The following is a 23,777-nucleotide window of genomic DNA, read 5'->3' on the forward strand; positions in this document are numbered from 1 at the left end:
AGTTTTTAGAGATGCCCATATATTTTTTCTAAAATATTTTTATGGAGGTATAACAATGAAAAAACTACTAATGCTTTGTTCTTTATTACTCTGCAGCGGCGCAGTCCTTTTTGCCGAGGAAACCGCCGAATCCATTATGAAGGGCGCTCCGTCCAAAATAACGATTGAAACAATCGGAACGCGGGCAAAGATGGAAATCCAACGGAATGGAACGATAATGGCAGAGCTGTTGGTCGATCAATATTCCGTGCAAAAAGAAAACGATCACCGCACCTTTTTGGAAATCAAAGCGCCGGCAAACGTAAAAGGTACACGGTTGTTGATGATTGCAAAAGACGGAGTTACCGATCAGCGTGTTTATCTACCCTCACTCGGCAAAGTCCGCCGTATTACCGGCGAATCGGAAGGGACTGAAAGTTTTCTCGGTACTGATTTTTCGTATAATGATATGTCGTATTTGCAACGGGACAGCAGTTTGGACACATACAAGATACTACGTGAAGAAGAATACGGCGGAGCTTTGTGCTATGTCATCGAGGGCGTTCCTAAGGATACGAAATCCGAGTATTCCAAAACCAATGTGTGGGTAGAAAAAGATTCCAAGCATTTGGTAAAGATTGCCTTTTATAATCGGAAAAATGTATTGGTAAAAATCATGGAAATGAGTAATTACGAGACAACACAAGGTGTGGATACCCCTCGGATTACTAAAATGACAACTCTTGCAACGAATACATCAACGACTATCAATATCATCAAAATGCAATATAATATGAATATCCCTGATAAGATTTTTACTTCGCGCTATTTGGAGCAAGGTCGTTAAGTTTTATCGTATAAAAAAAATAACCGGTATACCTATTGGCTATACCGGTTATTCAGATGCGTATCACTGTAACTGTTATTCAATTACCGCGACGATATCGCCTGCCTTTAAAATTAAGTATTCTTCGCCATCGATCTTAATCTGTGTTCCTGCATATTTATCGTGCATCACTTTTTGACCGACCGACACCTTAATCTTCTCTTTATCATCGCCGATGGCAACGACAACTGCCGTCTGTGTTTTTTCCTGTGCGGTATCGGGAATAATAATTCCGCTTGCGGTTTTAGTTTCTACCTTATCGACCTTTACTAAAACACGGTCTGCTAATGGCCGTACTTTCATGTAAGAACCTCCTATCATAGTGTACTTTTCGGTAGTAAAAAAATATGCCCCGATGACATCAGGGGCATGTTAACCGGATATAGCTGTGTCAATTTAACCCAGTTTTAATTTTATTCATACTGAGTGTGTCATTTAAGCCATATAAGGTTATGTTAAATATACAAACAAAGATGTAAAAAGGCAAGTTTTTTCCTTTTTTTTATGATTCCATACCCAAAATGCTCATAATACAGTATTTTTACCACTTTTTTCTTTCTCATCGTGCTGTATTTTATCTTGAAAAGTTGGCATAACATTTGCTTTAATAATTAATATACAAGGTTTAAGTAAGGTGATCGTCAGAATGCCTCATTGACCGGTGAGTTGCGGTTTGTTGCATTGCCCCGAAACATCCTACAAAAGTCTTTATGGGAGATGACTTATGGAAAAAATACAGAATACACGTGCAGATAATAATGTCTTTGCAACCTATTTAAGAGAAATAAACAAGATACCGCTGCTGTCGGTAGAAGACGAAGTGAAATATGCAAAAGCTGCTGCTGCCGGTGATGAACAGGCAAAAAAAATATTGATTGAATCGAACTTGCGCTTTGTAGTAAATGTTGCAAAAAAATATCAGAATAAGAATATCCCGATTATGGATTTGATCAGCGAAGGCAATATCGGATTGATGAATGCTGCCGACCGCTTTGACCCTGACAAGGGATACAAGTTTATTTCGTATGCGGTATGGTGGATTCGCCAAGCAATTTTAAAAGCTATCTGCGAAAAATCCCGCATGATTCGGCTTCCGTTGAACAGAGCGAACGAATTGGTTCAAATTGAAAAAGCCCGTAAGATTATGGGTAAGAGCGGAAACGAACCGGAAGATAAAGAGCTAACCACTATCGCTCAAGAACTCCGCATTGAACCTGAAATGGTACGAACGATTATGAATGCTGCTCGCGACCCCGTTTCTTTGGATGCGCCGATATTTAATGATAACAACACTGCTAGCACCGGCGACTTTGTCGAAGATACCCGCTATATGCAGCCTGAAAGCTATGCGCTCGATATTGATTTACGCGAAAATATCGATACGCTGCTTGCTTCCTTGACTGAACGGGAGGCGGAAATTCTCCGCTACCGCTTCGGCTTAAACGGATACGAGCAGCTTTCGTTAAAGGAAGTAGGAGTTCGTTTTAACTTGACCAAAGAACGCATCCGCCAAATTGAAAAAAAAGCGCTTGAACGGTTGCAGTCAATAGGTCATCAGCACGAACTCGAAAGCTTCGTCGCGTAATTGAAACGAAGCAGATGCAACGTATATTTTCAAAAGCTACGCATGTGCCGGTATTCGATATTCAGTGTAGCGGACATTCTTCTTTTCTACGGCATCGCGCAGCGAACGTTCCACTTTTGAAAGTGCAGCGTTGCCGGTTTTTACTTCGACAAACAGCACTTCATCAACCGTTCCTGTAGAAAGTCCCGGAAAGGCGACGAAGTCTACCGGTTTTCCGACAAATCGGATTTCCGTCGGATCAGCAGGGAAACCGGGAAAGAACGCTGCAAATTGTTCGGAAAGCTGTCCGTTCAAAACCGCTCGCGACCGTTTAACGGCATCTTCGCGGGCGATTTTTATCTCTTTAGCAAGATGCTTGCTTGCGGTAAGTTGCCCTATTTTTGTTCCGAGGAAGAAAGCAACGATAATGAATGAAATACTTGCAATCGCTAAAATGAGCAGCAAGAGTTTTACTTCTACCATATCAAACATAATTTCCCTCCTCGAAAAAGCTTTTATCGGCGTAAAATGCCGGGTACTGTGTTACTGTGAGTATCGGTTATCTGTTGTATTCCTAAAGGATCCTATTAAAGTATCCGATATAAGAATGAATCTTCTTTTTATTAAATTGAGGCGTAGTTATATATGTATCGTATAGGTTCTGTACTCTGTTGTTGCTTTTTTTTATCATTAGCTGTCTCTTGTGCATCAGCTGCAACAAAAGGCGGTGCCGCATCACCGGTAACAGAATCGACAGGGTTTCTTGAACAAGAGTACATAGCACAATCCCCTCAGACAGGAGAATCCGGTAACAAGATTACCGAAATATCATCAGAGGAACAAACACTTGCACGGCTGCTCCCCGAACTTACACAGGCTGTAGAAAACTACGATATACATAAGGTGCTTGCATTATTCAATGCTATTTATGAATCGTGCAATGGGCAGGAAGATCATACTATTCTCATCGATGCCCGCAATCGGATAGAACCGTTATTGGAAGCTATTTCTATCGAGGCGGTCAGCACCCCCACACCTGTAAATGCCGGTTCTCCGTTCACACAGCCGTTTACAGCACGTGTCGTCATTACCGCACCCGACAAACAGTTTCCGCTTGATAATTATCCTATTACCGTTCTCTACCCCGCCGCCGGTACAGGCAGCAGTTTAAAAAAAGAGCTTGTACGGACGGATTCCGATGGTTTTTTATACTTTACACCTCCTACTTCCAGCCGAGCATGCGACGGAAAACTATTCTTTTGTCTTTATCCGATAAGAAAGGATACCGCCTTAGCTGATGATGCAACCGACAATCTCTCTGTTTCTTTCCCTTATAAAGTTGCAACAACAGAGAAACGGATACCGTCTATTATTGCTATTCTTGATTATGATGAAAATAATACACCGATTTTTTCCAGTAATATAACAGCAACACGCCTCCTTACGGGATTAATGAAGCGGGGATTCAGCAGGATCGGGCTGGATGAATACCGTGAACTTGGTAATGCAGATGATGCTTCCGTTATCCGTGTTGCACAGGCTAAGATCGGCACGGCTGTAGACCGTTTTATTTTCGGTAGGACGTATATTTCGGTAGAAACGGCGGAAGATAATACCTTTACCTGTACCATACGTGCCGCAATATCGATTTGGGATTTTAAACAAGCTCGAAAGATAAATCATTTTACCTTTACCCATACTGCAAAAGCTAAAACAAAAGCTCAAGCAATTTTACTTGCCCGTACCGATCTTGGTGAAACAGTAATCGCCGAAACATTCAACTACAGTCTTTAAGCAATAATAATGCCTCTTGCAGTTCAAACTTTATTTGCTTATACTTTTTACCATGAAGCTTTTTGTTGTGCGCCACGGTGAAACGGATTTAAATGTAAAAGAACTGGCTTGCGGTGTTTCGGAATCTATGTTGACGGAAAAGGGGCGGATGCAAGCCCAAAACTTGGCAAGCCGATTAAAAAAAGATAAAGAAAAAAACAATATCACAACGATTTACGTATCTCCACTTAAACGGGCAAGAGATACGGCTGCATATATTGAACAGGCATTACAGCTTACGGCTATGCCGGATATCCGCCTGCAAGAGATCGATTTCGGTGACTTTGAAGGAAAGCCGTGGAACAATCCGGAATTTTTATATATTCATAAAAATCCTTTTTTAACATTTCCCAAAGGTGAATCCTTTGCGAAAGTAGCACACCGTGCATACAGTATTATAGAAGACGTAAAGCATAAGCATACGGGAGACGGCAATATCCTCTTTGTCTGCCACGGCGTGCTAACAGCGGCTATCTATACGTACTTTAAACCTTTTTCGGCAGAAGAACTGCTGCGGTTGGAAATCAAGAATTGCCAGCTGCTTGAGTTTGATTTATAAGAAGAGCAGAAGCTGTTTTTTCCCAACCGGAAAAATATCGATTAAGACAGGTTTCCATTTCGGGAAAAAACGGAGCTTCAATAAGAGCAGGCATATCCGCCGGTCTTGAGGCAGGAAAATACAACCGCCACGCATGGAGCAGGTAGCGCTTGCATACAGGCAACGGATTCCCCCCGCGGTATTTACGATCCCCAACCAACGGATGGCCTGCGCTCGCGCTATGCTTCCGTATCTGATGTTTTTTACCGGTGATAAGCTTAAACAATATCAGCGACGCATCGATCCCTTTATTGTAACTCAGCGAATAACATTGTGTGATAGTTTTACCGCTTTCGTCTTCGGCGGTAATAAGCTGTGACGGCATAGCGCCGCGCACAACGCCTAAATAGTATTTACCTACTGTTTTTTCCCGCAGACATTGAGAAAACCATTGCGCTCCGGCAAGTGTCTGCGAAAAACAGAGCACGCCGGTAGTATCTTTATCCAACCGGTGCAGCGGCCCTTGTTTAAAAGAAAGACTTTGCAAAGGATTACGAGCGAAGCCGACAGTAGACGGTATATTGGGGGATAACTGTACCGTAGTGTCGCACTGTAGGGTATTGCCGCAAAGATGCGCAGCGCCGGAAAGCAGCGTATCGATACTGTGCACCCCGTGTACGGGAATTCCCGCGGGCTTATTGACGATAAGCAAGTCGGTTGTTTTTAATAAGATCGGGATATCGGTAGGAATACAAGCAGACCGGCTTGAGCCACGGCACAGTCTGCCGAAGGTATGGTTTTGTTCACCAGACGCAGACTGCTTCCGTATCGGCTGTTTTTCAGCAGAGAGAAGCATTTCAGAAATCGATAATGTATCGCCTACTACCGTCCGATAATTAAGCACTGTCCGCTTACCATTGATACGGATTAAGCCCTTACGGATTGCTGCATACAGCGTCGAAAGCGGAGTATCCGCCAGAAATTTTCTGATTACACGGTCAAGCCGCCTACCGGCATCGTTTTCCGAAAGAATAAATTCCGTTTTATGCTTTTCCCATACGGCCGATGCTATTTAACACCAGTTGTTTAAACAGAGGAGCCGCTTTTTTTCCTGCATCCAGCACTTCTTGTTCACTCAATAATGAGCTGCTCATACCTGCTGCGAGATTCGAAATGAACGAGATGCCGCAAACACGCATACCGGCATGGCGGGCAGCGACCGCTTCTACAGCAGTACTCATACCGACAGCATCGGCGCCGAGTATCCCTGCCAGACGTACCTCTTGTGGCGTTTCATAAGCAGGGCCGGTGAATTGACAATACACTCCCTCTTGCAGAGGAATATGCAAAGACTCTGCCGCTGCCTTGATATGCATCCGAAGGTCTTTATCATACACTTGCGTCATATCGGGGAAACGCACGCCAAGAGTTTCAAAGTTTTTCCCAATGAGCGGAGAAGGCACAAGACATGTGATGTGATCGGTAATCAACATAAAATTACCTGCACTGAAATTTTTGTTCGCACCGCCTGCCGCATTAGTTAAGAAGAGAACTTCCGCCCCCATCATTTTCATCATCCTGATAGGAAGCACCACATCGGTCATCGGATATCCTTCATAATAGTGGATTCTCCCCTGCATAATAACGGTAGGAATCCCTTCTATTTTCGCAAATACGAATGCGCCGCGGTGTCCCGGTGCCGTAGAAAGCGGAAAATTGCGGATGGAGGCATACGGAATAGTCGCGTCAACTTGTAATTCGTTCGCCAGATCACCTAGCCCGGATCCAAGTACTAATGCGATTTTAGGAGTATACGGAATGTGATCTTTGAGATTTTTAAAACATTGTATCAATTTTTCTTCAGCAGTCATATAATTTCCTTTAAGCATCTACTTCGACATTTGTCAACAGGCGTTCCATGTCGGACAAGTCCGCAATACGGCTTGCAACGGTTTTGCCTTTTCCTGACATTTTTGTATCGTATTGGAGCGTTGCATGATAAAGTTCAAGCACCATCGAAGCCAATAGGTTAAGGTTCGGCCCTAAATTACTGAAAGCCATATTACGGTACACTTTATCGGCAGTCGCCATTTTGGTATTTGCTTCGGTAATCGAATTAATATTGGGAAGAACATCGCGCCGGACTAAATAAATAAACCGGGCAAGCGCGATAATGTCATAATAAAGGTCATCAAGATGGAAACCTTGTAAGACAAAATCCTCGGAATGTTCGGTCAAATCAACGATATGCCGCGATAAATCAATATTAGAAAGAATTTGTGCAAACAAAGGGCGTAAGAAGCGCGTTGCGATATTTTCATTGTAATGCCGCCCAATTCTTACGATTATTTCAGCGATAATTCTATCATCCACTAACATGGTCTTCACTATATATCAGTTCGCAGGTTTTTACAAGTATAAACAGCTTACATAGAAAACTTCTTCTTCATCTGGGCAAACATCTTGGCGATATCTTCTTCCTCCGGTTCCGTTTCCGGCTCATGGTACTGCACCAGCTCCGCAGGAATTTCTTCCAAGAAAGGCGAGGGACTGCACTCAAGCAAACCCGCCTGCCTACGCCGCGTTCGGCAGCTCGTAATAATGAGCTTGTCGCGAGCGCGGGTAATGGCGACATAGAACAGGCGGCGCTCTTCTTCTACATCCCCTGCATTTTCTTCCATACTACGGGCATGTGGGATAATGCCTTCCTCGGTGCCTGCAATAAACACCACTGGAAACTCCAATCCCTTCGCTGCGTGGATGGTCATGATATTCACCTCGCCGGTGTCTTCCTCATTTTGATCATCGCGGCTCAACAGCGTGATGCGATTGAGATAAGTATACAGCGAAGGGTCAAAGTTGTCGGGGTTTGTCTCCCACGTGTCGATCGATTGCAAGAGGCTTTCGATATTCAAAAACTTAAAGCGCGCCGCTTTTTCGTTCTTCTGAAACTCCTGCGTCAAATAATCAAAATATTGAATGCGCTCTACGAGTTTCCGCACCTTATTTGCCAAACCCTTGCCGGACAGCAGCTGTTTCCGCTCGGAACTTATCAGCTCAACAAATTCCTCCAAATCGGCAAGGCTCTTTTCGCGGAAGTCGTCCGGCGGACGCTCAAGCAGCGCATGAATCGCCATGCGGATAGAGCACTCCTTTTCCGTTGCGATTGCGGAGAGCACTTCCAGTGTTTTTTTCCCAATACCGCGCCGCGGTGTGTTGATAATCCGCAAGAGGTTAATATCATCGTCGGGATTCGCAATCACCCGCAGATAGCTGATAATGTCTTTAATTTCTTTGCGCTGAAAAAAGCTCGTGCCGCCGGACATCCGGTACGGAATATTGGCATCGAGGAAAGCTTCTTCAATCGCGCGTCCCAAGCCGTTGGTGCGGATCAAAACGCCGAAGTCCGCATAGCTCCGGTTCTCGCGCATCTTCTCCGTAAGGATAGTGTCCGCAATAAAATCAGCCTCTGCCGCCTCATTCTCCGGGATAAAAATTTCAATCGGCTTGCCGGAGCCGTTCCCCGACCACAGCGCTTTTTCCTTCCGATTAGTGTTGTGCGAAATCACCCCGTTCGCTGCCGCCAAAATCGTACCGGTGGAACGGTAATTCTGCTCAAGCTTAATCTCCACCAGATGCGGAAAATCCTTTTCAAACAGGCGGATATTTTCATAATTCGCCCCCCGCCACGAATAAATAGACTGATCATCATCACCGACCACGCAGACATTATCATCCGCAATCAAATGCATCATCTGATACTGCTGAATACTCGTGTCCTGAAACTCATCCACCATCACATACCGGTAGCGGTTCTTGTACACCGCAAGCACATCGGGATGTTCGGTAAAAAGTTTAATCGGCAGCATAATCAAATCGTCAAAATCCACCGCATTGAATAGCTTGAGCCCCGCCTGATATTCGTTATACAACGGACGATACACCGCCGTCTGCGCCGTAAAGTTTTTCTGCCCCGTCTTTATCTGAGAAAACAGCGTCCCCACTCCGTACACATCGAGCGTTTCCGTTGCAATTTTCAGTTCCTTCGCCGACTCCTTAATCAGCTGATTGCGGTCTACCTCATCGTAAATGCTAAAATTCTGCCGCCATCCCAGCCGGTCAATATATTCCCGCAGGATTTTCACCCCCAGCGCGTGAAACGTACTAATCGTTAAATTCTGTAACTTCTTACCCGTCAGCTCCTTAATCCGCTGCTCCATCTCCCGCGCCGCCTTGTTCGTAAAGGTCAGCGCCAAAATCTGCGACTGAGGAATCCCGCTTTCCAGCATGTGCGCAATCCTAAACGTAATCACGCGCGTCTTCCCCGAACCGGCTCCGGCAATAATCAGCACCGGCCCGTTAATCGTATTGACCGCCTTCGCCTGCTCAGGATTTAAGTTTTCCGTATTCATAAGAGTGGAGAGTATAGCATAAAACGTGGGGAAAAGATATGGAAGAGTTAGGTCTTTTTATTCGTTTAGGCGGTTATTTGGTGGGGGAAGTCTCCCCCTGCGCTCCAAAAAAACGGCGGACTTCTGAACTATTACCGGTTGCGTTTTCGGTTCCCTCAACCGCAACTGTTTTCTCGTACGTGTCCGCCATTTGTTTTTCCGCTACCCCCTCAGTACCGCCATAGATGGCGGTGGTATTAAGCAGTAGTGAGTTTTTCTAATGAAAAACTCACAGCCAAAGACTATACACGGAAGTATAGTCTTTGGCGAGGATACCCCGCAACGCCCCGTCTTTATTCGTGCAGAGGGGTAATGCTCACAAGCCGCGTCGAAGTTGTTGATTTATAAAGATATCTGTAAAATCACATCCACCGCTGTACTAATGTTTATTGCTGGATAAAGGAAAGCCGGAATGTTGAAAGATGCTTATACGGGCGAAGATGTTCATGCAAACAGCACAAGCGATCTTGATCATGTTATGACCGCAAAAGAAATACATGATGATAGAGGCAGAAGTCTTGCCGGTTTAAAAGGCACTGACTTGGCAAATAGTGATGAAAATCTTCAAGCGACAAATAGGCACACGAACCGGACAAAGAAGGCCGATGATATGGGAGATATTTATGTATTTATGCCTCGAAAACAGATGGAATATTTGCCGAAGAAGAAAAACAATACATACAACAATACTGTGTTAAAAAATTTGATGAATGTATATGGAGAAGTCACCCGTTTATTGTTTGAAAGTGTCAGCGTGAAATAATCCGGCACGCATCAAGTTTCCCTCCGCAGGCAGGACAGCGTAACATTGCGTTCTTTAATTGCTTGAAAAGATGTCGCTGTTCAGTAGGTTGCGTAAACGGATTTGCTTCAAAATCGTTCTCTTGCAGTGTGCCATTTACAGCCGTAAATTGTTTTCCGCATTTGCTGCACTGGAACTGTTGCTTTTGCACGAATGGATTGGGAGGGATACAAGCGTTATCTATCATCATGTTATACTCGCTGGTTTTACGTCAAGGTTTTCGAGAGATTGTTGTAATCTTTCTATTTTATCTTTTAAGGCAATTGCCATTGGTTTTGTCGACTCAATTTCCTGAATAATAGCATCGGTTGTCAATTCTGCCGCACCGTCTAAAAAGGCTTTTTCTATTGCATTTAAAATAACACCTTCAATATCTGCACCGGTGTATTGTTCAGTTTTATTAGCTAACTTTTGCAGATTAATACCATTATGCAGTTTATTCCGTTTCTGAAGATGGAGTTTGATAATTTGTTCCCGTTCTATTTTATTGGGAAAATCTACAAAGAAAATCTCATCGAACCGTCCTTTCCGTAGAAATTCAGGAGGTAATGTAGAAATATCATTTGACGTTGCAACAACAAATACTGAAGAATCTTTTTCTTGAAGCCATGTTAAAAAATAACCGAATAAGCGTGTCGTTACTTCATGACCACGTTCACTACCGACACCGGAAAAAGCTTTTTCAATTTCATCAATCCATAAGACAGTCGGGCTAATAGCTTCTGCAATACTCAACGCACGACGCATATTTTCTTCACTTTCTCCGATATATTTTCCGAGTAGTTTTCCAACATCAAGCTGTAAAAGCGGAATATTAAAAAGATTTGCAGTTGCCTTTGCGGTCAAACTTTTACCACATCCGGGCATTCCAACAATGAGAACTCCCTTCGGAATTGCTACGCCGTATTGAATTGCTTGCTCCAGTTTTTTAAAAATTTCAGCTTTTTTCTTTACCCATTCTTTTAAATTTTCAAGTCCGCCGACAGCCTCCATATCATCTTGATAATGCATAATTTTTAACATCCCTGTTTTTTTAATGATATGCTCTTTTTCGCCACGAATAAATTCAATATCACTTTCTTCAAGAGCTCCGGATTGTTGATATGCAAGTGTCAATATTTGCCGTATTTCAAACTCACTAAACCCCTTAAGATGAGAAGCAAGCGTTAGCATTACTTGTTCTCTAATCTTAATCCCAACATCATTTGCAAAGTTTTTAATAATAGAGATACAGATATCTTTATCCGGTAGCGGAATTTCATACATTGTAATGAGTTTTTCCAATTCAACAGGAATGACTACTTTTGTTGAAACGATAAAGACAGTGGTACAATATTGAGCATCATTCATTACACGTAGTGCAATTGATTTCAAAAGTGCAATAATTTTCGAATTTTCAAGTTGGTGATGAAAGTCTTTTAGTACAATAAAATTCTGCTCATCGGTATTCTCAAGTAAGAGGCTTAAAAAATTTTCTGCTGTCCATTGTCCACTCATAGGAAGTTTTGTTTTTGTATTAACGTAGCCAGTTCCTTCGTTAAACTCGTATATTTTTGCGCATATATCTTTATTGATATTTTCCAACATCATATCAAAAGCATGAAAATCACAAGTATTAATATAGAGGATTGGAATATTGGCATCAATATATGAACTTAACGTAAGATTGTTTTTTTTATGCATATTATACCTCCATGTAAATGATTTTTATATCTTGGAATTCATCATCATCGTATAATTCATCGTCATATTTCTCATTTGCTAGTATCTGTACTAAGACTTCATCCGAAACATTGTTTGCATCTCTTTTCGGAAGATGCTCTCTTTCTATAATTTGATCTAGTCGTGTATCAAAGTCTAATTTTTCTTTTTGTGTATAGAGTGGTTTGTAAAAAAAACCTTTAAAAAATAAGAATTGTCCATTTATATCCTGAGGACATAAAATTTTCTCATCTTGTTTACCTTTTATATTTATATTTGATACACTCAGAATCATGATTTCTTTATCAAGATAACTGTCAATCCATTCATCTTCATCAATATAATCTTCATATATTTTGAAGTACTTTAAAATATCAGAATCACAATTTTCAGGTATTTTTTGAAATTGTACAGCAACCTTATTCGATACTTCACTATCCCTCTGTAAAAGATATGTGCGTGTTATTTTATTCATCAACAAACCATATACAATAAGCGGATAAACATCTTTAACTTCAAGAAAAAAACTTTTATAATTTATTGAAAAATAATTTATATAGTTTTCTACCATCTCTGTAATAGCTGTTTTTATATACTCAAGATCGTTCGCATGTTGTATTATAGTTTTTTTTAAGCTTTCATACGATTGTTGTTCAAAAGAAATATTAAATATTGTATACAACGATTCGACTAATGTTTTATTGTCGATATATATCAATTGCCTAACTTTTTCTGCATAGTCATCATACTGATAGACTTGAAGCCATTGTAATAATCGACCATTATTATAGTATTCTATCACAGTATTAGTACAAAAATTCTCTTGAAGCTTTTCTATACTGCGTATCTCAATGCCGTTTATGAAAAGCGGAAATTTAAGATTAGTTTTACTTCGCATATTATATCTCCATGTAAATGATTTTTGCATTAGCACTCTGTGAAGTATATGCTACCCCATTAAAGATACGAAATGAACCGTTTATATGGTCAGTGTTATATACTTGATGTCGTAGTGCACATACTTCACTGATAGAACAGCCTTCTATATAAAGAATCATCACTTTTTTAGTTGATACTGTCATCGATTTACCATTCGTGGAGTTACCATGAAAAATCTTACAATATCGCCATCGTATTGGTAGTTGGAACATGGACAATATTGGTTTGAATAGCAAAGGCAAATCTGAATATTTATCTTCGATATCCGGCATAAATTTCATAGCACTTGGAACATCACAATAATTTTTCTTAATTACAGTTGAAATAGTTTTATTTTTGTACAGCAGATATTCTCTTGTTTTTTGATGCATTAACAGACGGTATACAATGAGCGGATATGTATTATTAATTTCATGAAAAAAGTTTTTATAATCCTCAGCAAATTGCTCTATATATTTTTCTTCTATTAAAGTTACTGATTTTTTAAGTCTTTCCATATTATTTGAATTAGTCTTCATGGTTTCTTTTAGCGCAGTGTATTCTTTCTGTGCAGTATATTTTTTTACCATATCGGAAGAAAAACCGAATATGCTAGATATATCTTTTGCTTTTTGCTCTAAATGAGCGCTATTATCCATCTGCTGCAGTTTTTTTGCATAATCATCATATTTTCGAACCTCAAGCCAGCGGAGCAATCGACCGTCTTCATATAATTTCAATACATCGTCAATATTAAAATTAGTTTTTAGGTCTTTAATAGTGCGACAACTTTTTCCATTGACAATTAAATTGAATTTAATTTCTTTTACCATCACTATTTCTCTTCTATATCAATTGGTACTAAGCAAAAAAACGATGCCAACCGGCTTTAAAATTCTCCCAGCCATCTCTGATAAAGTGTCCAGTTTTTTTAAGTCCTTCACCGATATATTCAATACCTTTTCCTGCAATATTACCTATAGTTTCTCCGGCCTTAGCTATTACTGCTTTAGTTACTTGTTTTGCTAAACCGGCAGCTGTTTCTCCAAACACTTTTCTCACTTTATTTTTAATATACTCACCAGCCTTTTCTCCTAATTCTTCTGAAACTCTTTTGCATTCCTGTTTGACAAGCACTACTGTACTACTTACTATTCGGTCAATCAAATAATCAACCGCATCAAACAGGCTCATTTCTTTTTTACCGACTTTATATGCGGTTTTTATTTTTGTAAGATTCATATCAACGATTGATGCTATCTCATCATCACTGATGCTTTGCATTGGTAGAGGCAGCTGCTTTTTTTCACGGGCTATAGCTACTGCAATACTAATTGCTTTTTTTGTCGATGAATCTATCGGTGAATCAAGAGGCGATTCAAAGTATTGCTTTAAAAGCGGATATTCTTTAGTTTTTTTGCTTATTAAAGTTTTATCTTGCCTACATTTAAATGGAGAAAGAAAAAGATTGTCCATCACTGCCTCTGTCAGCGTCTTTACATATTGCTTAGCATTAAGATCTTCATATAATCCGAGTGATTTATGATCTGCATAAGATATATGAGGTATTTGTTCTCCATCGTGTTTAGAAATAGCAGATAAAAGCGCAGTATTTGAATCTGCAAAACCGTCAAGTACATAGGGTGTAACGGAAATCATCCCTTCATGTGCAAAAGAACTATCTATTTCGTTTAATTTTCTGTGGAGCCATTCATTTGTAGTTCTACCTTGTACCTTAAAGGCTTTTAAATCTTGATAGGTTGCATCCGTTTCATTAATCGTATCGAATATGGTATTGACTATGCGATTTGCTGTTTCTCTATTTATACCTGTTTCTTCTACAACAATACCGGTTAAGCGTTCTAAGGTATTTAATCCGGTAAGCGTTTCAGGTGTAATCGTTCTTTCGATATAAGGAGTTAAGTTTTCACAATATTCCAATGCGTCCATAAAAATATCCCTTCTGATTTTCTATTTTGTTTTATAGCTATATTATACCGAATCCTGCTGAATTATTCGATATATATTTATGTATTACTATAATTCCTACGAAAGTACAATCCGATCTTTTCTGTATAATATATAAAGATTGTACTATAGCTTATATGTAAATACAAGTTGAAAAATATGCTTTGTCAAAATATTGTACGGACGCTGGCCATCTGTTTCTTGTGGCAATTTCAGTATAAACCTCCATTACTCTCGATTTGCAGCAAAGTCTTCTGCTACTGCCCAACCTATGGTTTCCGTTACACCTGCAGCAGTACTTGCATTGATGATATTTCCTGCAATGGGTATCCATCCGAAAAGAAATTGTGAAACACCTCTTCCAACCATTGTTGCGGTTGCCGTCGCAAGTGTTGCACGAGCTGCAGATTGAGTTAATTTTTTTCCAAATACTGCACCAAGCGATATAATCATGCCAACCTGAATAGGGATGATAGCGGCATTATCCGAACCAGGTAATTGTGCTAACCCTGCGCCGATAGCGGCTGCAGCGGCCGATGCGCTATGAATAATTGCATGGCACTTTCCTCTTTCTTCGTCTGTCATAGTATACTCCTTCGTTTTACAAAGTATTTTTCTTTGCTCTTATATTATCTTTACCCTTACATACATAAAGGCTTTTATCTACTGTAATACATGATTACCAGTCGGCGACTGCTAGCACCGACATCCGTAACTTGTCGTAAGATGCTGTTCTATCACCGTCGAAAATATCTTCTACAATGTAGTCTTGTGTTTCATAACTACGATAGAGAAAATAGCTGCGATATTTTTTTCTATAAAATGGCGTTCGCAGTCATTGCATCGATACATAACCGGATAACCGTTTTTGGGTGCTATAACATTACGGATCATCTTTATTTCCTCCATCAGTTATGATAATGGTCGCACAAATCTTACAGTTGACATGGTGTAAACTTTCACCGTAGTCTTCCTCTTGGTTTCTTTTAGTTTTGATAAAGCGATCGCATCCTTTCTATCTCCTCCCTCACCGCGTGAGCAAGTTCCGGCGGCTCCAATACCCGTACCGATGCACCCTGCCCAAGCACAAATCGTTTTATCTCTTCAAACTGCGTTGTCTTAAAGCTCACCTCAACGGACTTATCGTCATGTACCCGCACCGTCTGCTCTTCGTTCCAGATATGCTCCTCGGCAAACACTCCGACCGAAGAAGAAAAAAGCAACCGTACCGTAAACGGTTCCCGCCGGTTGAGCCACACCCCGACGTTTTTATCAATGTATTGCTCCACCGTAAAACCGACAGGCAGTTCAAACGGCCTATCTTTCAGTACCTCAATCCCGCTCATCCTACTGAACGAAAAAATCCGCTCTTCGTTTTTATCGACACACCGTCCAATCACATACCACGCCCCGCGTTGACATACGATATGATACGGCTCGCACATTCGCGTTGCCGGTTCCGTTTGGGTTAAACTGCGATACCAAAATCGGATTGTCCGCCGTGTTTTTACACCGGTAAATACCGCCTCAAAAGTCTCCGGACGAATTGCAGGGGATGGTTCCGGGATAAACGTAACAGTATCATCCAGCCATAGCGTATTCACCGAAACTGCATCGTCAGGCAGAAGCTCCGTCAATTTTGCAAACACTGCTTTCAGCCGTCCTTCAATCGGCGTGTTACGGTATTGCCGTAATGCTTTCTCAAATACTGCCGCCGAAAAAAGCTCTTCATCCGTCAAAAACAAACTCTTTAAAAAGAATGTTTCCTGCGTGTATACATATCCGCATTTGCTATGATCATATTCAATCGGCGCTTCATACCGATCACGCAAAAATTCAATATCCCGTTCTACAGTTCTCTTACTGACCTCAAATTCTTTTGCAAGGGAGCGTACTGTCGGAAAACGCTTTGCACGAATCATCTCGTCAATTTTCAACAGCCGCCAAAACTGCACTTTACCTTCTTTTTCGTTCATTTCTATGCCTACAAATCCTTTGTATGGTGCACGTACAGTGTAGCATCCCGACACCGACAAATAGTGTCGGCGGTGAAAGTTTTTTGAGATTTTTATGCTTGTATAGAATAGGTGGTGTTATATTCAGAAAATCTGAATCGAGAACAGAAGATACTATATAAAATGAAGATTGAACTGTCGGCGGCATATTACTGCCTACCGCTACAAAAGATAGAATTAGTGCTGAATGCTGAATGCTGAATGCTGAATGCTGAATGCTGAATGCTGAATGCTGAATGCTGAATGCTGAACCGATAAATTATTATTTATATCACGCTGCTTGTACAAACCGCCCTTATGCGGCACAGCGTTTATTTTATATAACATAATGTAATTATACTTCGGCTTTTACCAAAACGCAAGAAATAATTTTTATTGTTTTGGACAAAGAAGAGAGATGGTATCCCCCTTGCCTAAACGAAACCGGTTAGGCAAAATAGATTAAGCCAAATTTACATCAAAGGAGATACCATCGAAATGGATTATTACGCATCTTATAAAAACAGTAAAGACCCCTCGTTGTTAAGAAAAGAGTTGGTCAGCTACGCGCTAAAGTACGGCAACAAAAAAGCTGCACAGCACTTTCAAACAACCATAAAAACAGTCAGAAAATGGAGAAAACGCTGGCAAGAACAAAAAGGAGTAGGACTCAAAGACCGGTCTAAAAAACCTGAAAAAAGCCCTCGCATGATGAAAAAGTATTGGCAATTCAAAATAAAAGCTCTAGCAGAAAAGGCAACCGCAGATAATAAACGTATTAACGGAGTAATGATTAAACGTGAGTATGGCATTCCTTACTCCCTCAAGACGGTTGTCAAATATTTAAAACAATACTACAAACTCCCGAGCAAAAAAACTCATCGAGAAAAAAAGCGCAATATGCGGGAAGTTAAAGATAAATATCGTGCATTTGAAAAAATACAGGTAGATATCAAATATTTGGATGATATTCCTGAATTTTATCACGATTTTATGCAGTTCCACTTACCAAAATACCAAATAACCGCTCGTTGTATCAAAACAGGGGCTTTATTTATCGGCTACACACAGCAACACAGCAGTACCAGTACCGCCATTTTCATCTATCGGCTGTTCACTCATCTCAAGCACTATGGCATCAAGCCAGCTGAAATAACAATCCAAACCGACAATGGTACTGAGTTTACTGCTCCATGGAATAGTCTCAAAAAAACACTTTTTACCAAAGTTATTGAAGTTTCTTTTACTTCTACGCATAAAACCATTCCCGTCGGGGCTAAGACCTATCAAAGCGATGTGGAAAGTTCTCATCGGCTTATCGAAGATGAATTTTACGCCTGCCGGTATTTTTCCAGTGCTCAAGACTTTTTGAAACAAGCGCATCAGTACCAGAACCACTTTAACTTTACTCGGTTTAATACCTATAAAAACGGCTCGCCCGTACAGCTTTTACAACAGGCTGCACCTCTTATTAACCGCGATGTTTTGAACTTTAAACCCGTTCTGGTTGACACGTTCTTTCATCTGTATAAAAATGAATTTAGATTGCTTGCCTCTTAGGGCGGGGATACCATCTCTCTTCAAATCCCATAATTTTTATTGTTTTTAAAATTTCACTTTTCCAATATCTTCGCGTTAAAAAAATATCAGCTTGTTTATTGCAGCGGTGCTCCCTCTTTCCACGATTCAAAAATATACTCACGGGATTGATAAAAAAAATCAGTATTATAATTTGAAATTGCCCCGTCAATCCATGACGAATAAACAGAAACCAATGTGTCAACAATAAAATCAATAGATTCGTTCTCTGCATAAATATCTTCAATAAGGCGTTCGTATACTGCGCCGATTGTCCAATAATCCGGAACTTCATAACGGCACCGTAAAACATTATCAAAGTCTCCGGATGTTATACTATAAATGGATACAACTTCATCGGCAATTTTTTCAATCGGTTCGCAATGAAGTGCCTCTGCATCTTTATAAAGTCTTTTTATATTGTTTTTCCCAAGTTGATGTACAAGATTTGAGCGTTCAATTTTGCAGAGGCGGCCGATATATTCCAACAGACTACACACATAAAATAACGAACTATTATTTTTCATCATATACCTCGTAAGCCGTCTTGAAAGTTAATGTCTCCAATGCTCGCACTGTATGAAAACTTATCTGATGGGTCGGTTTCTTGAACTTTGCAAGTTCCCAAAATGCAGATCGGGAGATTTTACCATCAATGAAATCCTGAACATAATTGAAGATAGTATCGTTCGCCATAGGGCCTTCCACTACGTCATAATCATGAGATTTTCCTCTCCGGCAGTCAATGATAAAATCAAGCCATTCTTCTGTCATCTCCGGAAAGTTCAACATTTTGAGAGAGAAATTCTGAACATATTCATATTCGTTTACTATTCCTTTTCCGGAGAATCTCACTGCCCATCTTTTAGCCTGCTCGCTTATAAGCGTACAATAAAAACCAAAGTAAAAGTCTTTACTATACCGGAGAATGCGGATTTCCGGGCTTTTTACAACTTCCCTGCTTCCGTGATAAAGTATCATACAATAGGTTTCCTTTCTAAATATTATAATTGAGATTTGTCTTTCTGAAAACATACTGCATTATCTGTAACCTGAACAACGGTTTGCTTGAACCGGGTGCGGCTTTTCGCCTACGCTCTGTGCCGGAGGTGGTGATTACATAAAAAAACCGCTCCAGGAGTATGCAAGATGGAGCGGTTTAAAAATAGAGTATAAATCATTCACACTTATCAATACTTTTTACGAACGCCTTTGACTTATAACGACCTCCTTACAAGGAACTTCTTGTATGATGATATGTTAGCAAAAGATTACATTTATGTCAAGCAGATATAACAAAAAAGTAAAATAATTTCAGTTTTCCAAAAACGATTTCAATTCGCTAGCCCTATCGATAAGATTATGCTATAACACATACATGGATAGCAGGGTAAACGCATCAGAGATTTCTTGAATATCCCCGCAGAATAATGGAGACTGTGCAACCTGTCCTTTTGAAAATAAACGGCGTATTTACTGCGTCGTACGCCGAAAATAAATGCTCAACGTATCATAGATACGCCTGCGCTTTGTTTTCGGCTATCTCCTTGTATCTACACCGGCTATTTTCAAAAGGCTAACGGAAACTCACTCCAAAACACATTATTTTGCGATTTTTATCTATTTATCTGATGCATTTACCCTACCCTGAAAAAATACGCAAAATTTTGTTCAAAATTTTGTGTAGAAATGAAAGCAAACGCTTAAAATTTTATAATGCGTTTGCTCAATATACATGGAGGTAGGTATGGCAGATGAATTCAGCTATGAAATTACACAAAAACATGGAATTCTTTCTACTTCAAAAAGCGGATGGACGATGGAATTAAACTCGGTAGCATGGAACGGGCGCAATCCCAAGTATGACCTCCGTAGTTGGTCTCCCGATCACGAAAAAATGGGCAAAGGGGTTACACTCACTACGGAAGAACTGACTGCGCTCAAAGCGTTATTGAACGGTATGCAACTGTAACATCTTCTTTATAAGAGAACCTCAAAACCAACCTGAGCTTTAAGAGGTTCTCACGACTAAACAATCTCTAAAGGCATCTATTCTAAGGTAGAAAAGCGTATTAAAGCCGTTTTTGCATCGTCGCCGGTTTTTTCAATCATTGATGAAAAGTCAACCAGTGAAGTATAGATAGCGTCCGTTTGCAAATGGATTTTTTCAAAAGATTGGTCAAGTTCATCACTGGTGGCTCCAATGCCGGTAATGACGGTTACTACTTGTTTTATGGTTCCGCCGATATCGTGAGAGCTTTCCAATGCGGCAGCCGCAAGCCGGCTCAGTTCTTCCGCAACAACGGCAAAGCCTTTACCGGCATCACCGGCATGCGCAGCTTCAATCGCTGCATTCATACTGAGCATCTTTGTTTGTTCTGCAATACTTTCGATAATTTCAGACATTTCTTGAATTTTTGAAACGTTTTGGATGATAAACTGCAGATGCTCATGGGTTGTTTTGAACAGCTGATGGCCGGTTTTAAATGTTTCCACCAATTTTTTTGCCGTTTCGGAATCGGTACGATGGTTTTCAGCAGTTTGCTGTACCGAAGAAAGAACTTCTTTCATCTGAGCTGCCGAGTGATGATATCCGTCGCGCTCTTTCTCTGCTGTCACTTGCATTGTTTTATATGTTGCTTGCAGATCGGTATGTTTCTTTTCCAGTGAATCATAGCTGCGTTGAAGCTCGGTAAGATTTTGTTCCAGCTGAGTATTACGCTCAAGAAGAGCCGCTTGTTTTTCAGCAAAAACAGTATTCTTTATATCGGACTGCGTACTGCCAGTAAAGTGACTTCCCATATCAGTGCGGTTTCTCGCTCCCCACGATGTCATCGCCCCCTCGGATTCTGCAGATACTCCTGCTTCATGGTTACCGAACGTGAAACGTGCCGGTTGTGCTGACTGTTCCGATTGAGGCGACTGGAAAGAGGATACATCGGAAGCAAGTTGTAGCTGCGATGCGGTATCAGACGATTCGTAGTTTTTCAAAGAACCGTCCGTATTCGTCAATTTCACATCTGTTTTATGAACATATAAGCCGTTCCTATCCGCCTTGTTTTGTATCCCACTCGAACCGTTCGGCAATCTTTGCGCAGAAATATCGGTTTTTGGCCCCGCTTTCAGCACAATTCGTTTTTTTGCATTACGGGCAAGTAAGATGGTATAGATGGTTTGTACCAGTGCCCATGTAACAAAAAGACCTAATAACCATGTTACCGAAATCAATATCCCCGAAAGAATTGCTGCTTGTTTCCGATACCGAACGGCTGCGCTCTCTAATGCACTGGATACTGCGTCAAAATCATTAACATGAGTGCCGATCAATTTTTCAATTGTTTCCACTTTTTTTTCATCAAACGGTTTCGGTTTTGCCGCACCCAGCTGATTATAATCATTAATCAGCGTAGTAAATTCCGCATTTATTGAACGGGCAGAAGTAAAATACCCAGAAAGGCGGCTCCGTAATGCGGTATCTTTTTCCATATATTTTTCTGCGGCATATTCTACGGCAACTAACGTCGGTTCGTATTTACTTAAAGCGCCAATGACAGAAGAAGGGATATGCACACCGGCAGCACCGTAACGATATATAGTCCCTCGTACATAGAGCATATTACGTTCGTAACCAGCAAGTTGTACAATCTGATGCTCAAGCGTATCAGCCGGTTTTGAAATTTGCATAAAAATTCCGGCTGCAATAAGCAATAGCAACACCAGTATGCCCGATAATATTCCGATTTTCAGTTTTATGTTCATAACAGTAAGCCTCAGTATAAGTATCGGACAATAATCCTTTATTGATTAAGAACCATCTGATACGTTTACCTTCCTTGCTGTGTAAAATTTCATAGGTATAAGGTGAGCGTCTACAATGACGCCGCTCACCTTAACCGTCAAGTTTTCTTTCGAAAACTTGCGTATTGATGTGTGCGCTTTTCGCGCACGAATGCAACAGTTTCCAAAATTCATATTTTGTTCAACTGTTACATTTTAAGGAAATAAAATTTTGCACAATTTCTTTGCGAAGAAGGGCAAACGCATCAGACAAATAAATAAGAATCGCAGAAGAATAGAGGTTCAACTCTGGTCGAATAGTCTCAATTTTTCCGCGGGTAACACGAACATTGTACGTCCTTGTACACTGTTCGTGTCAAGTTTTTCTAACGAAAAACTTGTTGCTGATTAGCACCGCCGCCGTCCGTGGCGGATATGAAAAACTGACCTGATGCGTTTGCCCTATGTCCTTTGACCAAAGCCTTTTTTTATGCTATAATAGCAATATATGACTGAATGTTCATTTACAGTGAAAGAACGGGTTGTCTATCCCGGTCAGGGTGTCGGAGAAATCATCGAAATAAGCGAAAAAAAATTCAAAGATGAAATGCTGACGTATTACGTCATTTACTTTGATGAATCCGACATGACTGTTCTTGTGCCAGCCCTCAAGGCGACTGAGTTAGGTATTAGAACGATTGTTTCTGCCGATGAAGCGCAGGCTGCACTGGCATTTTTATCCGAAAAGTTTGACCCTATCCCAAGTGATTGGAAGATGCGGTATCAAATGAACCTCGATTTATTTAAAACGGGAAGTATTTTAGACAATGCTTCTATAGTCCGCTCGCTCTACCACCGCAGTAAAATAAAAGAACTTCCTATCCAAGAGCGTAAATTATACGATTCTGCATATCGCATTTTTTACGATGAACTTTCTTATGCACTGCAAAAACCGAAGTCGGAAATTGAAGCGATGATTCATTCATATCTGGAGGTTTTAAGTAAAAACGCTCCTGTCGAAAAACAAAATCAAGTTGACAATGATATATTTGACAACGGTATGAATGATATGGACGACGAAGACGATTTCGATGACGACGAATAATGCTGTTCTGATTACAGCTGCCGGAAGTTCCCAACGCTTTGGAGAAAAAAAAGAATTTCTTCCCTTACATCCCGATACGCATACATCGGTACTGTCCGCCTGTCTTTATGCTTTTACATCGACAGGATGCTTTAGCCGTTATGTCGTAACCATACCGCAAGGGCAAGTAGAAGCAGCGTATTCGCTGTTAACTGCCGATACACGGCTCTCCTCTTTTTTCGATACACATCAAGGTAGTCTCGATATCGTTGAAGGGGGAACAAGCCGGCAGGAGTCGGTGTACAAGGGGCTGTTAACGCTTGCGGATAAAAACATAACCTGTATACTGGTACACGATGGAGCGCGGCCGTGGGTTTCCGGTGAAGTGATTACTTCGGTATTAACGGCAACCGAGCAATACGGAGCAGCAGTCCCTGCCATATCCGTAACGGATACACAAAAAGAAGTGGACGAAACGGGAAAGATTATCCGGCACCTTAGAAGAGACCGGCTCGCCGCCGTACAAACGCCGCAAGGGTTCCGCTTTGAACCGTTGCTTTATGCCCACCGCCAAGCCTACAATGACGGCAAAACCTACACCGACGACAGCGAAATCTACGCACGATACTGCGGAACTGTTTACATCTGCCCCGGATCACGGGAAAACAAGAAAATCACTTATCGCGAAGACCTTTAAGGAAGAC

Annotated in this window: 26 protein-coding genes; 9 read left to right on the top strand and 17 right to left on the bottom strand. The window is 40.9% G+C overall.

The features are described 5' to 3' along the window. Positions 1 to 55: 55 nt before the first annotated feature. Positions 56 to 826, top strand: a complete 771-nt coding sequence (locus DWB79_RS02015; protein WP_016522396.1) for an outer membrane lipoprotein-sorting protein — start codon at positions 56 to 58, stop codon at positions 824 to 826. 75 nt (positions 827 to 901) lie between these two features. On the opposite strand, the gene DWB79_RS02020 is transcribed toward DWB79_RS02015, so the two are convergent. Continuing rightward, positions 902 to 1,168, bottom strand: coding sequence for a co-chaperone GroES (locus DWB79_RS02020; protein ID WP_016522397.1), 267 nt, complete (start codon positions 1,166 to 1,168; stop codon positions 902 to 904). Positions 1,169 to 1,589: 421 nt separating this feature from the next. Between DWB79_RS02020 and DWB79_RS02025 the strand changes: the two genes are divergently transcribed. Next, positions 1,590 to 2,450, top strand: a complete 861-nt coding sequence (locus DWB79_RS02025) for a sigma-70 family RNA polymerase sigma factor (RefSeq protein ID WP_016522398.1) — start codon at positions 1,590 to 1,592, stop codon at positions 2,448 to 2,450. A gap of 36 nt (positions 2,451 to 2,486) precedes the next feature. On the opposite strand, the gene DWB79_RS02030 is transcribed toward DWB79_RS02025, so the two are convergent. Beyond that, the gene (locus tag DWB79_RS02030; RefSeq protein ID WP_016522399.1) at positions 2,487 to 2,921 is read right to left on the bottom strand and encodes a Holliday junction resolvase-like protein; all 435 of its coding nucleotides are present in this window, start codon (positions 2,919 to 2,921) and stop codon (positions 2,487 to 2,489) included. 153 nt (positions 2,922 to 3,074) lie between these two features. Between DWB79_RS02030 and DWB79_RS02035 the strand changes: the two genes are divergently transcribed. Then, positions 3,075 to 4,223 (top strand): hypothetical protein, encoded by a 1,149-nt coding sequence (locus DWB79_RS02035; protein WP_016522400.1) that lies wholly within the window; start codon positions 3,075 to 3,077, stop codon positions 4,221 to 4,223. A 52-nt stretch (positions 4,224 to 4,275) separates the two neighbouring features. Then, on the top strand, positions 4,276 to 4,821 hold the full coding sequence (locus DWB79_RS02040; protein WP_016522401.1) for a histidine phosphatase family protein: 546 nt from the start codon (positions 4,276 to 4,278) through the stop codon (positions 4,819 to 4,821). Here the strand turns inward: DWB79_RS02040 and DWB79_RS02045 are convergent. The 4 genes from DWB79_RS02045 to DWB79_RS02060 all read right to left on the bottom strand — a co-directional run bounded on the left by DWB79_RS02045 (position 4,787) and on the right by DWB79_RS02060 (position 9,212). Further along, the gene (locus tag DWB79_RS02045; RefSeq protein ID WP_016522402.1) at positions 4,787 to 5,656 is read right to left on the bottom strand and encodes an RluA family pseudouridine synthase; all 870 of its coding nucleotides are present in this window, start codon (positions 5,654 to 5,656) and stop codon (positions 4,787 to 4,789) included. The genes DWB79_RS02040 and DWB79_RS02045 overlap by 35 nt on opposite strands. 187 nt (positions 5,657 to 5,843) lie before the next feature. Continuing rightward, entirely contained in the window at positions 5,844 to 6,671 is an 828-nt protein-coding gene (locus tag DWB79_RS02050) for a purine-nucleoside phosphorylase (RefSeq protein WP_016522403.1), read from the bottom strand. A gap of 10 nt (positions 6,672 to 6,681) precedes the next feature. Then, positions 6,682 to 7,179 carry a hypothetical protein gene (locus DWB79_RS02055; RefSeq protein ID WP_016522404.1) on the bottom strand — a complete coding sequence of 166 codons (498 nt, stop codon included), beginning with the start codon at positions 7,177 to 7,179 and terminating at the stop codon, positions 6,682 to 6,684. A gap of 47 nt (positions 7,180 to 7,226) precedes the next feature. Next, a complete protein-coding gene (locus DWB79_RS02060; RefSeq protein WP_016522405.1) occupies positions 7,227 to 9,212 on the bottom strand; it encodes an ATP-dependent helicase in 1,986 nt (661 codons plus the stop codon). 451 nt (positions 9,213 to 9,663) lie between these two features. Here DWB79_RS02060 and DWB79_RS02065 point away from each other — a divergent pair, with 451 nt between their 5' ends. After that, a complete protein-coding gene (locus DWB79_RS02065; protein ID WP_016522406.1) occupies positions 9,664 to 10,014 on the top strand; it encodes a hypothetical protein in 351 nt (116 codons plus the stop codon). Here DWB79_RS02065 and DWB79_RS02070 read toward each other — a convergent pair. The 8 genes from DWB79_RS02070 to DWB79_RS02105 form a co-directional block, all read right to left on the bottom strand. After that, complete coding sequence (locus tag DWB79_RS02070) at positions 10,001 to 10,243, bottom strand: hypothetical protein (RefSeq protein WP_016522407.1); 243 nt, start codon at positions 10,241 to 10,243, stop codon at positions 10,001 to 10,003. The genes DWB79_RS02065 and DWB79_RS02070 overlap by 14 nt on opposite strands. Further along, on the bottom strand, positions 10,240 to 11,736 hold the full coding sequence (locus DWB79_RS02075; RefSeq protein ID WP_016522408.1) for an AAA family ATPase: 1,497 nt from the start codon (positions 11,734 to 11,736) through the stop codon (positions 10,240 to 10,242). Before DWB79_RS02075 ends, DWB79_RS02070 begins: the two co-directional genes overlap by 4 nt. A gap of 1 nt (position 11,737) precedes the next feature. Further along, complete coding sequence (locus DWB79_RS02080; RefSeq protein ID WP_206181033.1) at positions 11,738 to 12,682, bottom strand: hypothetical protein; 945 nt, start codon at positions 12,680 to 12,682, stop codon at positions 11,738 to 11,740. Further along, positions 12,654 to 13,505, bottom strand: coding sequence for a hypothetical protein (locus DWB79_RS02085; protein ID WP_016522410.1), 852 nt, complete (start codon positions 13,503 to 13,505; stop codon positions 12,654 to 12,656). The genes DWB79_RS02080 and DWB79_RS02085 overlap by 29 nt, the downstream gene beginning before the upstream one ends. A 28-nt stretch (positions 13,506 to 13,533) precedes the next feature. Further along, entirely contained in the window at positions 13,534 to 14,622 is a 1,089-nt protein-coding gene (locus DWB79_RS02090) for a hypothetical protein (RefSeq protein ID WP_016522411.1), read from the bottom strand. A gap of 246 nt (positions 14,623 to 14,868) precedes the next feature. Then, a complete protein-coding gene (locus DWB79_RS02095) occupies positions 14,869 to 15,225 on the bottom strand; it encodes a hypothetical protein (RefSeq protein WP_016522412.1) in 357 nt (118 codons plus the stop codon). Positions 15,226 to 15,626: 401 nt separating this feature from the next. Beyond that, a complete protein-coding gene (locus DWB79_RS02100; RefSeq protein ID WP_016522414.1) occupies positions 15,627 to 16,616 on the bottom strand; it encodes a helix-turn-helix transcriptional regulator in 990 nt (329 codons plus the stop codon). Between the two features lie 216 nt (positions 16,617 to 16,832). Further along, on the bottom strand, positions 16,833 to 16,982 hold the full coding sequence (locus DWB79_RS02105; RefSeq protein ID WP_206181035.1) for a hypothetical protein: 150 nt from the start codon (positions 16,980 to 16,982) through the stop codon (positions 16,833 to 16,835). A 150-nt stretch (positions 16,983 to 17,132) separates the two neighbouring features. Here DWB79_RS02105 and DWB79_RS02110 point away from each other — a divergent pair, with 150 nt between their 5' ends. After that, the gene (locus DWB79_RS02110; protein WP_016522365.1) at positions 17,133 to 18,194 is read left to right on the top strand and encodes a helix-turn-helix domain-containing protein; all 1,062 of its coding nucleotides are present in this window, start codon (positions 17,133 to 17,135) and stop codon (positions 18,192 to 18,194) included. 95 nt (positions 18,195 to 18,289) lie between these two features. Here DWB79_RS02110 and DWB79_RS02115 read toward each other — a convergent pair whose 3' ends face one another. Beyond that, complete coding sequence (locus DWB79_RS02115; RefSeq protein ID WP_252722344.1) at positions 18,290 to 18,742, bottom strand: hypothetical protein; 453 nt, start codon at positions 18,740 to 18,742, stop codon at positions 18,290 to 18,292. Then, positions 18,729 to 19,193, bottom strand: coding sequence for a DUF3990 domain-containing protein (locus DWB79_RS02120; protein ID WP_016522416.1), 465 nt, complete (start codon positions 19,191 to 19,193; stop codon positions 18,729 to 18,731). The genes DWB79_RS02115 and DWB79_RS02120 overlap by 14 nt, the downstream gene beginning before the upstream one ends. 766 nt (positions 19,194 to 19,959) lie before the next feature. Here DWB79_RS02120 and DWB79_RS02125 point away from each other — a divergent pair. Beyond that, complete coding sequence (locus DWB79_RS02125) at positions 19,960 to 20,184, top strand: YdbC family protein (RefSeq protein ID WP_016522417.1); 225 nt, start codon at positions 19,960 to 19,962, stop codon at positions 20,182 to 20,184. A gap of 77 nt (positions 20,185 to 20,261) precedes the next feature. Here DWB79_RS02125 and DWB79_RS02130 read toward each other — a convergent pair whose 3' ends face one another. Continuing rightward, positions 20,262 to 21,971, bottom strand: a complete 1,710-nt coding sequence (locus DWB79_RS02130; RefSeq protein ID WP_016522418.1) for a methyl-accepting chemotaxis protein — start codon at positions 21,969 to 21,971, stop codon at positions 20,262 to 20,264. Between the two features lie 526 nt (positions 21,972 to 22,497). Between DWB79_RS02130 and DWB79_RS02135 the strand changes: the two genes are divergently transcribed. Together DWB79_RS02135 and DWB79_RS02140 are read left to right on the top strand one after the other, a co-directional pair. Continuing rightward, entirely contained in the window at positions 22,498 to 23,094 is a 597-nt protein-coding gene (locus DWB79_RS02135) for a CarD family transcriptional regulator (protein ID WP_016522419.1), read from the top strand. Further along, positions 23,054 to 23,770: an IspD/TarI family cytidylyltransferase gene (locus tag DWB79_RS02140; protein WP_016522420.1), complete on the top strand. Its 717-nt coding sequence runs from the start codon at positions 23,054 to 23,056 to the stop codon at positions 23,768 to 23,770. The genes DWB79_RS02135 and DWB79_RS02140 overlap by 41 nt, the downstream gene beginning before the upstream one ends. Positions 23,771 to 23,777: the final 7 nt, after the last annotated feature.

This window comes from Treponema medium, from assembly GCF_017161265.1.
In the GTDB taxonomy this organism is placed as follows: domain Bacteria; phylum Spirochaetota; class Spirochaetia; order Treponematales; family Treponemataceae; genus Treponema; species Treponema medium.

What these genes read in the sequence shown, in the direction of transcription:
- DWB79_RS02015 (WP_016522396.1), top strand. Translation starts at nt 56, where the DNA reads ATGAAAAAACTACTAATGCTTTGTTCTTTATTACTCTGCAGCGGCGCA.
- DWB79_RS02020 (WP_016522397.1), bottom strand. Translation starts at nt 1,168, where the DNA reads ATGAAAGTACGGCCATTAGCAGACCGTGTTTTAGTAAAGGTCGATAAG.
- DWB79_RS02025 (WP_016522398.1), top strand. Translation starts at nt 1,590, where the DNA reads ATGGAAAAAATACAGAATACACGTGCAGATAATAATGTCTTTGCAACC.
- DWB79_RS02030 (WP_016522399.1), bottom strand. Translation starts at nt 2,921, where the DNA reads ATGTTTGATATGGTAGAAGTAAAACTCTTGCTGCTCATTTTAGCGATT.
- DWB79_RS02035 (WP_016522400.1), top strand. Translation starts at nt 3,075, where the DNA reads ATGTATCGTATAGGTTCTGTACTCTGTTGTTGCTTTTTTTTATCATTA.
- DWB79_RS02040 (WP_016522401.1), top strand. Translation starts at nt 4,276, where the DNA reads ATGAAGCTTTTTGTTGTGCGCCACGGTGAAACGGATTTAAATGTAAAA.
- DWB79_RS02045 (WP_016522402.1), bottom strand. Translation starts at nt 5,656, where the DNA reads ATGCTTCTCTCTGCTGAAAAACAGCCGATACGGAAGCAGTCTGCGTCT.
- DWB79_RS02050 (WP_016522403.1), bottom strand. Translation starts at nt 6,671, where the DNA reads ATGACTGCTGAAGAAAAATTGATACAATGTTTTAAAAATCTCAAAGAT.
- DWB79_RS02055 (WP_016522404.1), bottom strand. Translation starts at nt 7,179, where the DNA reads ATGTTAGTGGATGATAGAATTATCGCTGAAATAATCGTAAGAATTGGG.
- DWB79_RS02060 (WP_016522405.1), bottom strand. Translation starts at nt 9,212, where the DNA reads ATGAATACGGAAAACTTAAATCCTGAGCAGGCGAAGGCGGTCAATACG.
- DWB79_RS02065 (WP_016522406.1), top strand. Translation starts at nt 9,664, where the DNA reads ATGTTGAAAGATGCTTATACGGGCGAAGATGTTCATGCAAACAGCACA.
- DWB79_RS02070 (WP_016522407.1), bottom strand. Translation starts at nt 10,243, where the DNA reads ATGATGATAGATAACGCTTGTATCCCTCCCAATCCATTCGTGCAAAAG.
- DWB79_RS02075 (WP_016522408.1), bottom strand. Translation starts at nt 11,736, where the DNA reads ATGCATAAAAAAAACAATCTTACGTTAAGTTCATATATTGATGCCAAT.
- DWB79_RS02080 (WP_206181033.1), bottom strand. Translation starts at nt 12,682, where the DNA reads ATGCAAAAATCATTTACATGGAGATATAATATGCGAAGTAAAACTAAT.
- DWB79_RS02085 (WP_016522410.1), bottom strand. Translation starts at nt 13,505, where the DNA reads ATGGTAAAAGAAATTAAATTCAATTTAATTGTCAATGGAAAAAGTTGT.
- DWB79_RS02090 (WP_016522411.1), bottom strand. Translation starts at nt 14,622, where the DNA reads ATGGACGCATTGGAATATTGTGAAAACTTAACTCCTTATATCGAAAGA.
- DWB79_RS02095 (WP_016522412.1), bottom strand. Translation starts at nt 15,225, where the DNA reads ATGACAGACGAAGAAAGAGGAAAGTGCCATGCAATTATTCATAGCGCA.
- DWB79_RS02100 (WP_016522414.1), bottom strand. Translation starts at nt 16,616, where the DNA reads ATGAACGAAAAAGAAGGTAAAGTGCAGTTTTGGCGGCTGTTGAAAATT.
- DWB79_RS02105 (WP_206181035.1), bottom strand. Translation starts at nt 16,982, where the DNA reads ATGTTATATAAAATAAACGCTGTGCCGCATAAGGGCGGTTTGTACAAG.
- DWB79_RS02110 (WP_016522365.1), top strand. Translation starts at nt 17,133, where the DNA reads ATGGATTATTACGCATCTTATAAAAACAGTAAAGACCCCTCGTTGTTA.
- DWB79_RS02115 (WP_252722344.1), bottom strand. Translation starts at nt 18,742, where the DNA reads ATGATGAAAAATAATAGTTCGTTATTTTATGTGTGTAGTCTGTTGGAA.
- DWB79_RS02120 (WP_016522416.1), bottom strand. Translation starts at nt 19,193, where the DNA reads ATGATACTTTATCACGGAAGCAGGGAAGTTGTAAAAAGCCCGGAAATC.
- DWB79_RS02125 (WP_016522417.1), top strand. Translation starts at nt 19,960, where the DNA reads ATGGCAGATGAATTCAGCTATGAAATTACACAAAAACATGGAATTCTT.
- DWB79_RS02130 (WP_016522418.1), bottom strand. Translation starts at nt 21,971, where the DNA reads ATGAACATAAAACTGAAAATCGGAATATTATCGGGCATACTGGTGTTG.
- DWB79_RS02135 (WP_016522419.1), top strand. Translation starts at nt 22,498, where the DNA reads ATGACTGAATGTTCATTTACAGTGAAAGAACGGGTTGTCTATCCCGGT.
- DWB79_RS02140 (WP_016522420.1), top strand. Translation starts at nt 23,054, where the DNA reads ATGATATGGACGACGAAGACGATTTCGATGACGACGAATAATGCTGTT.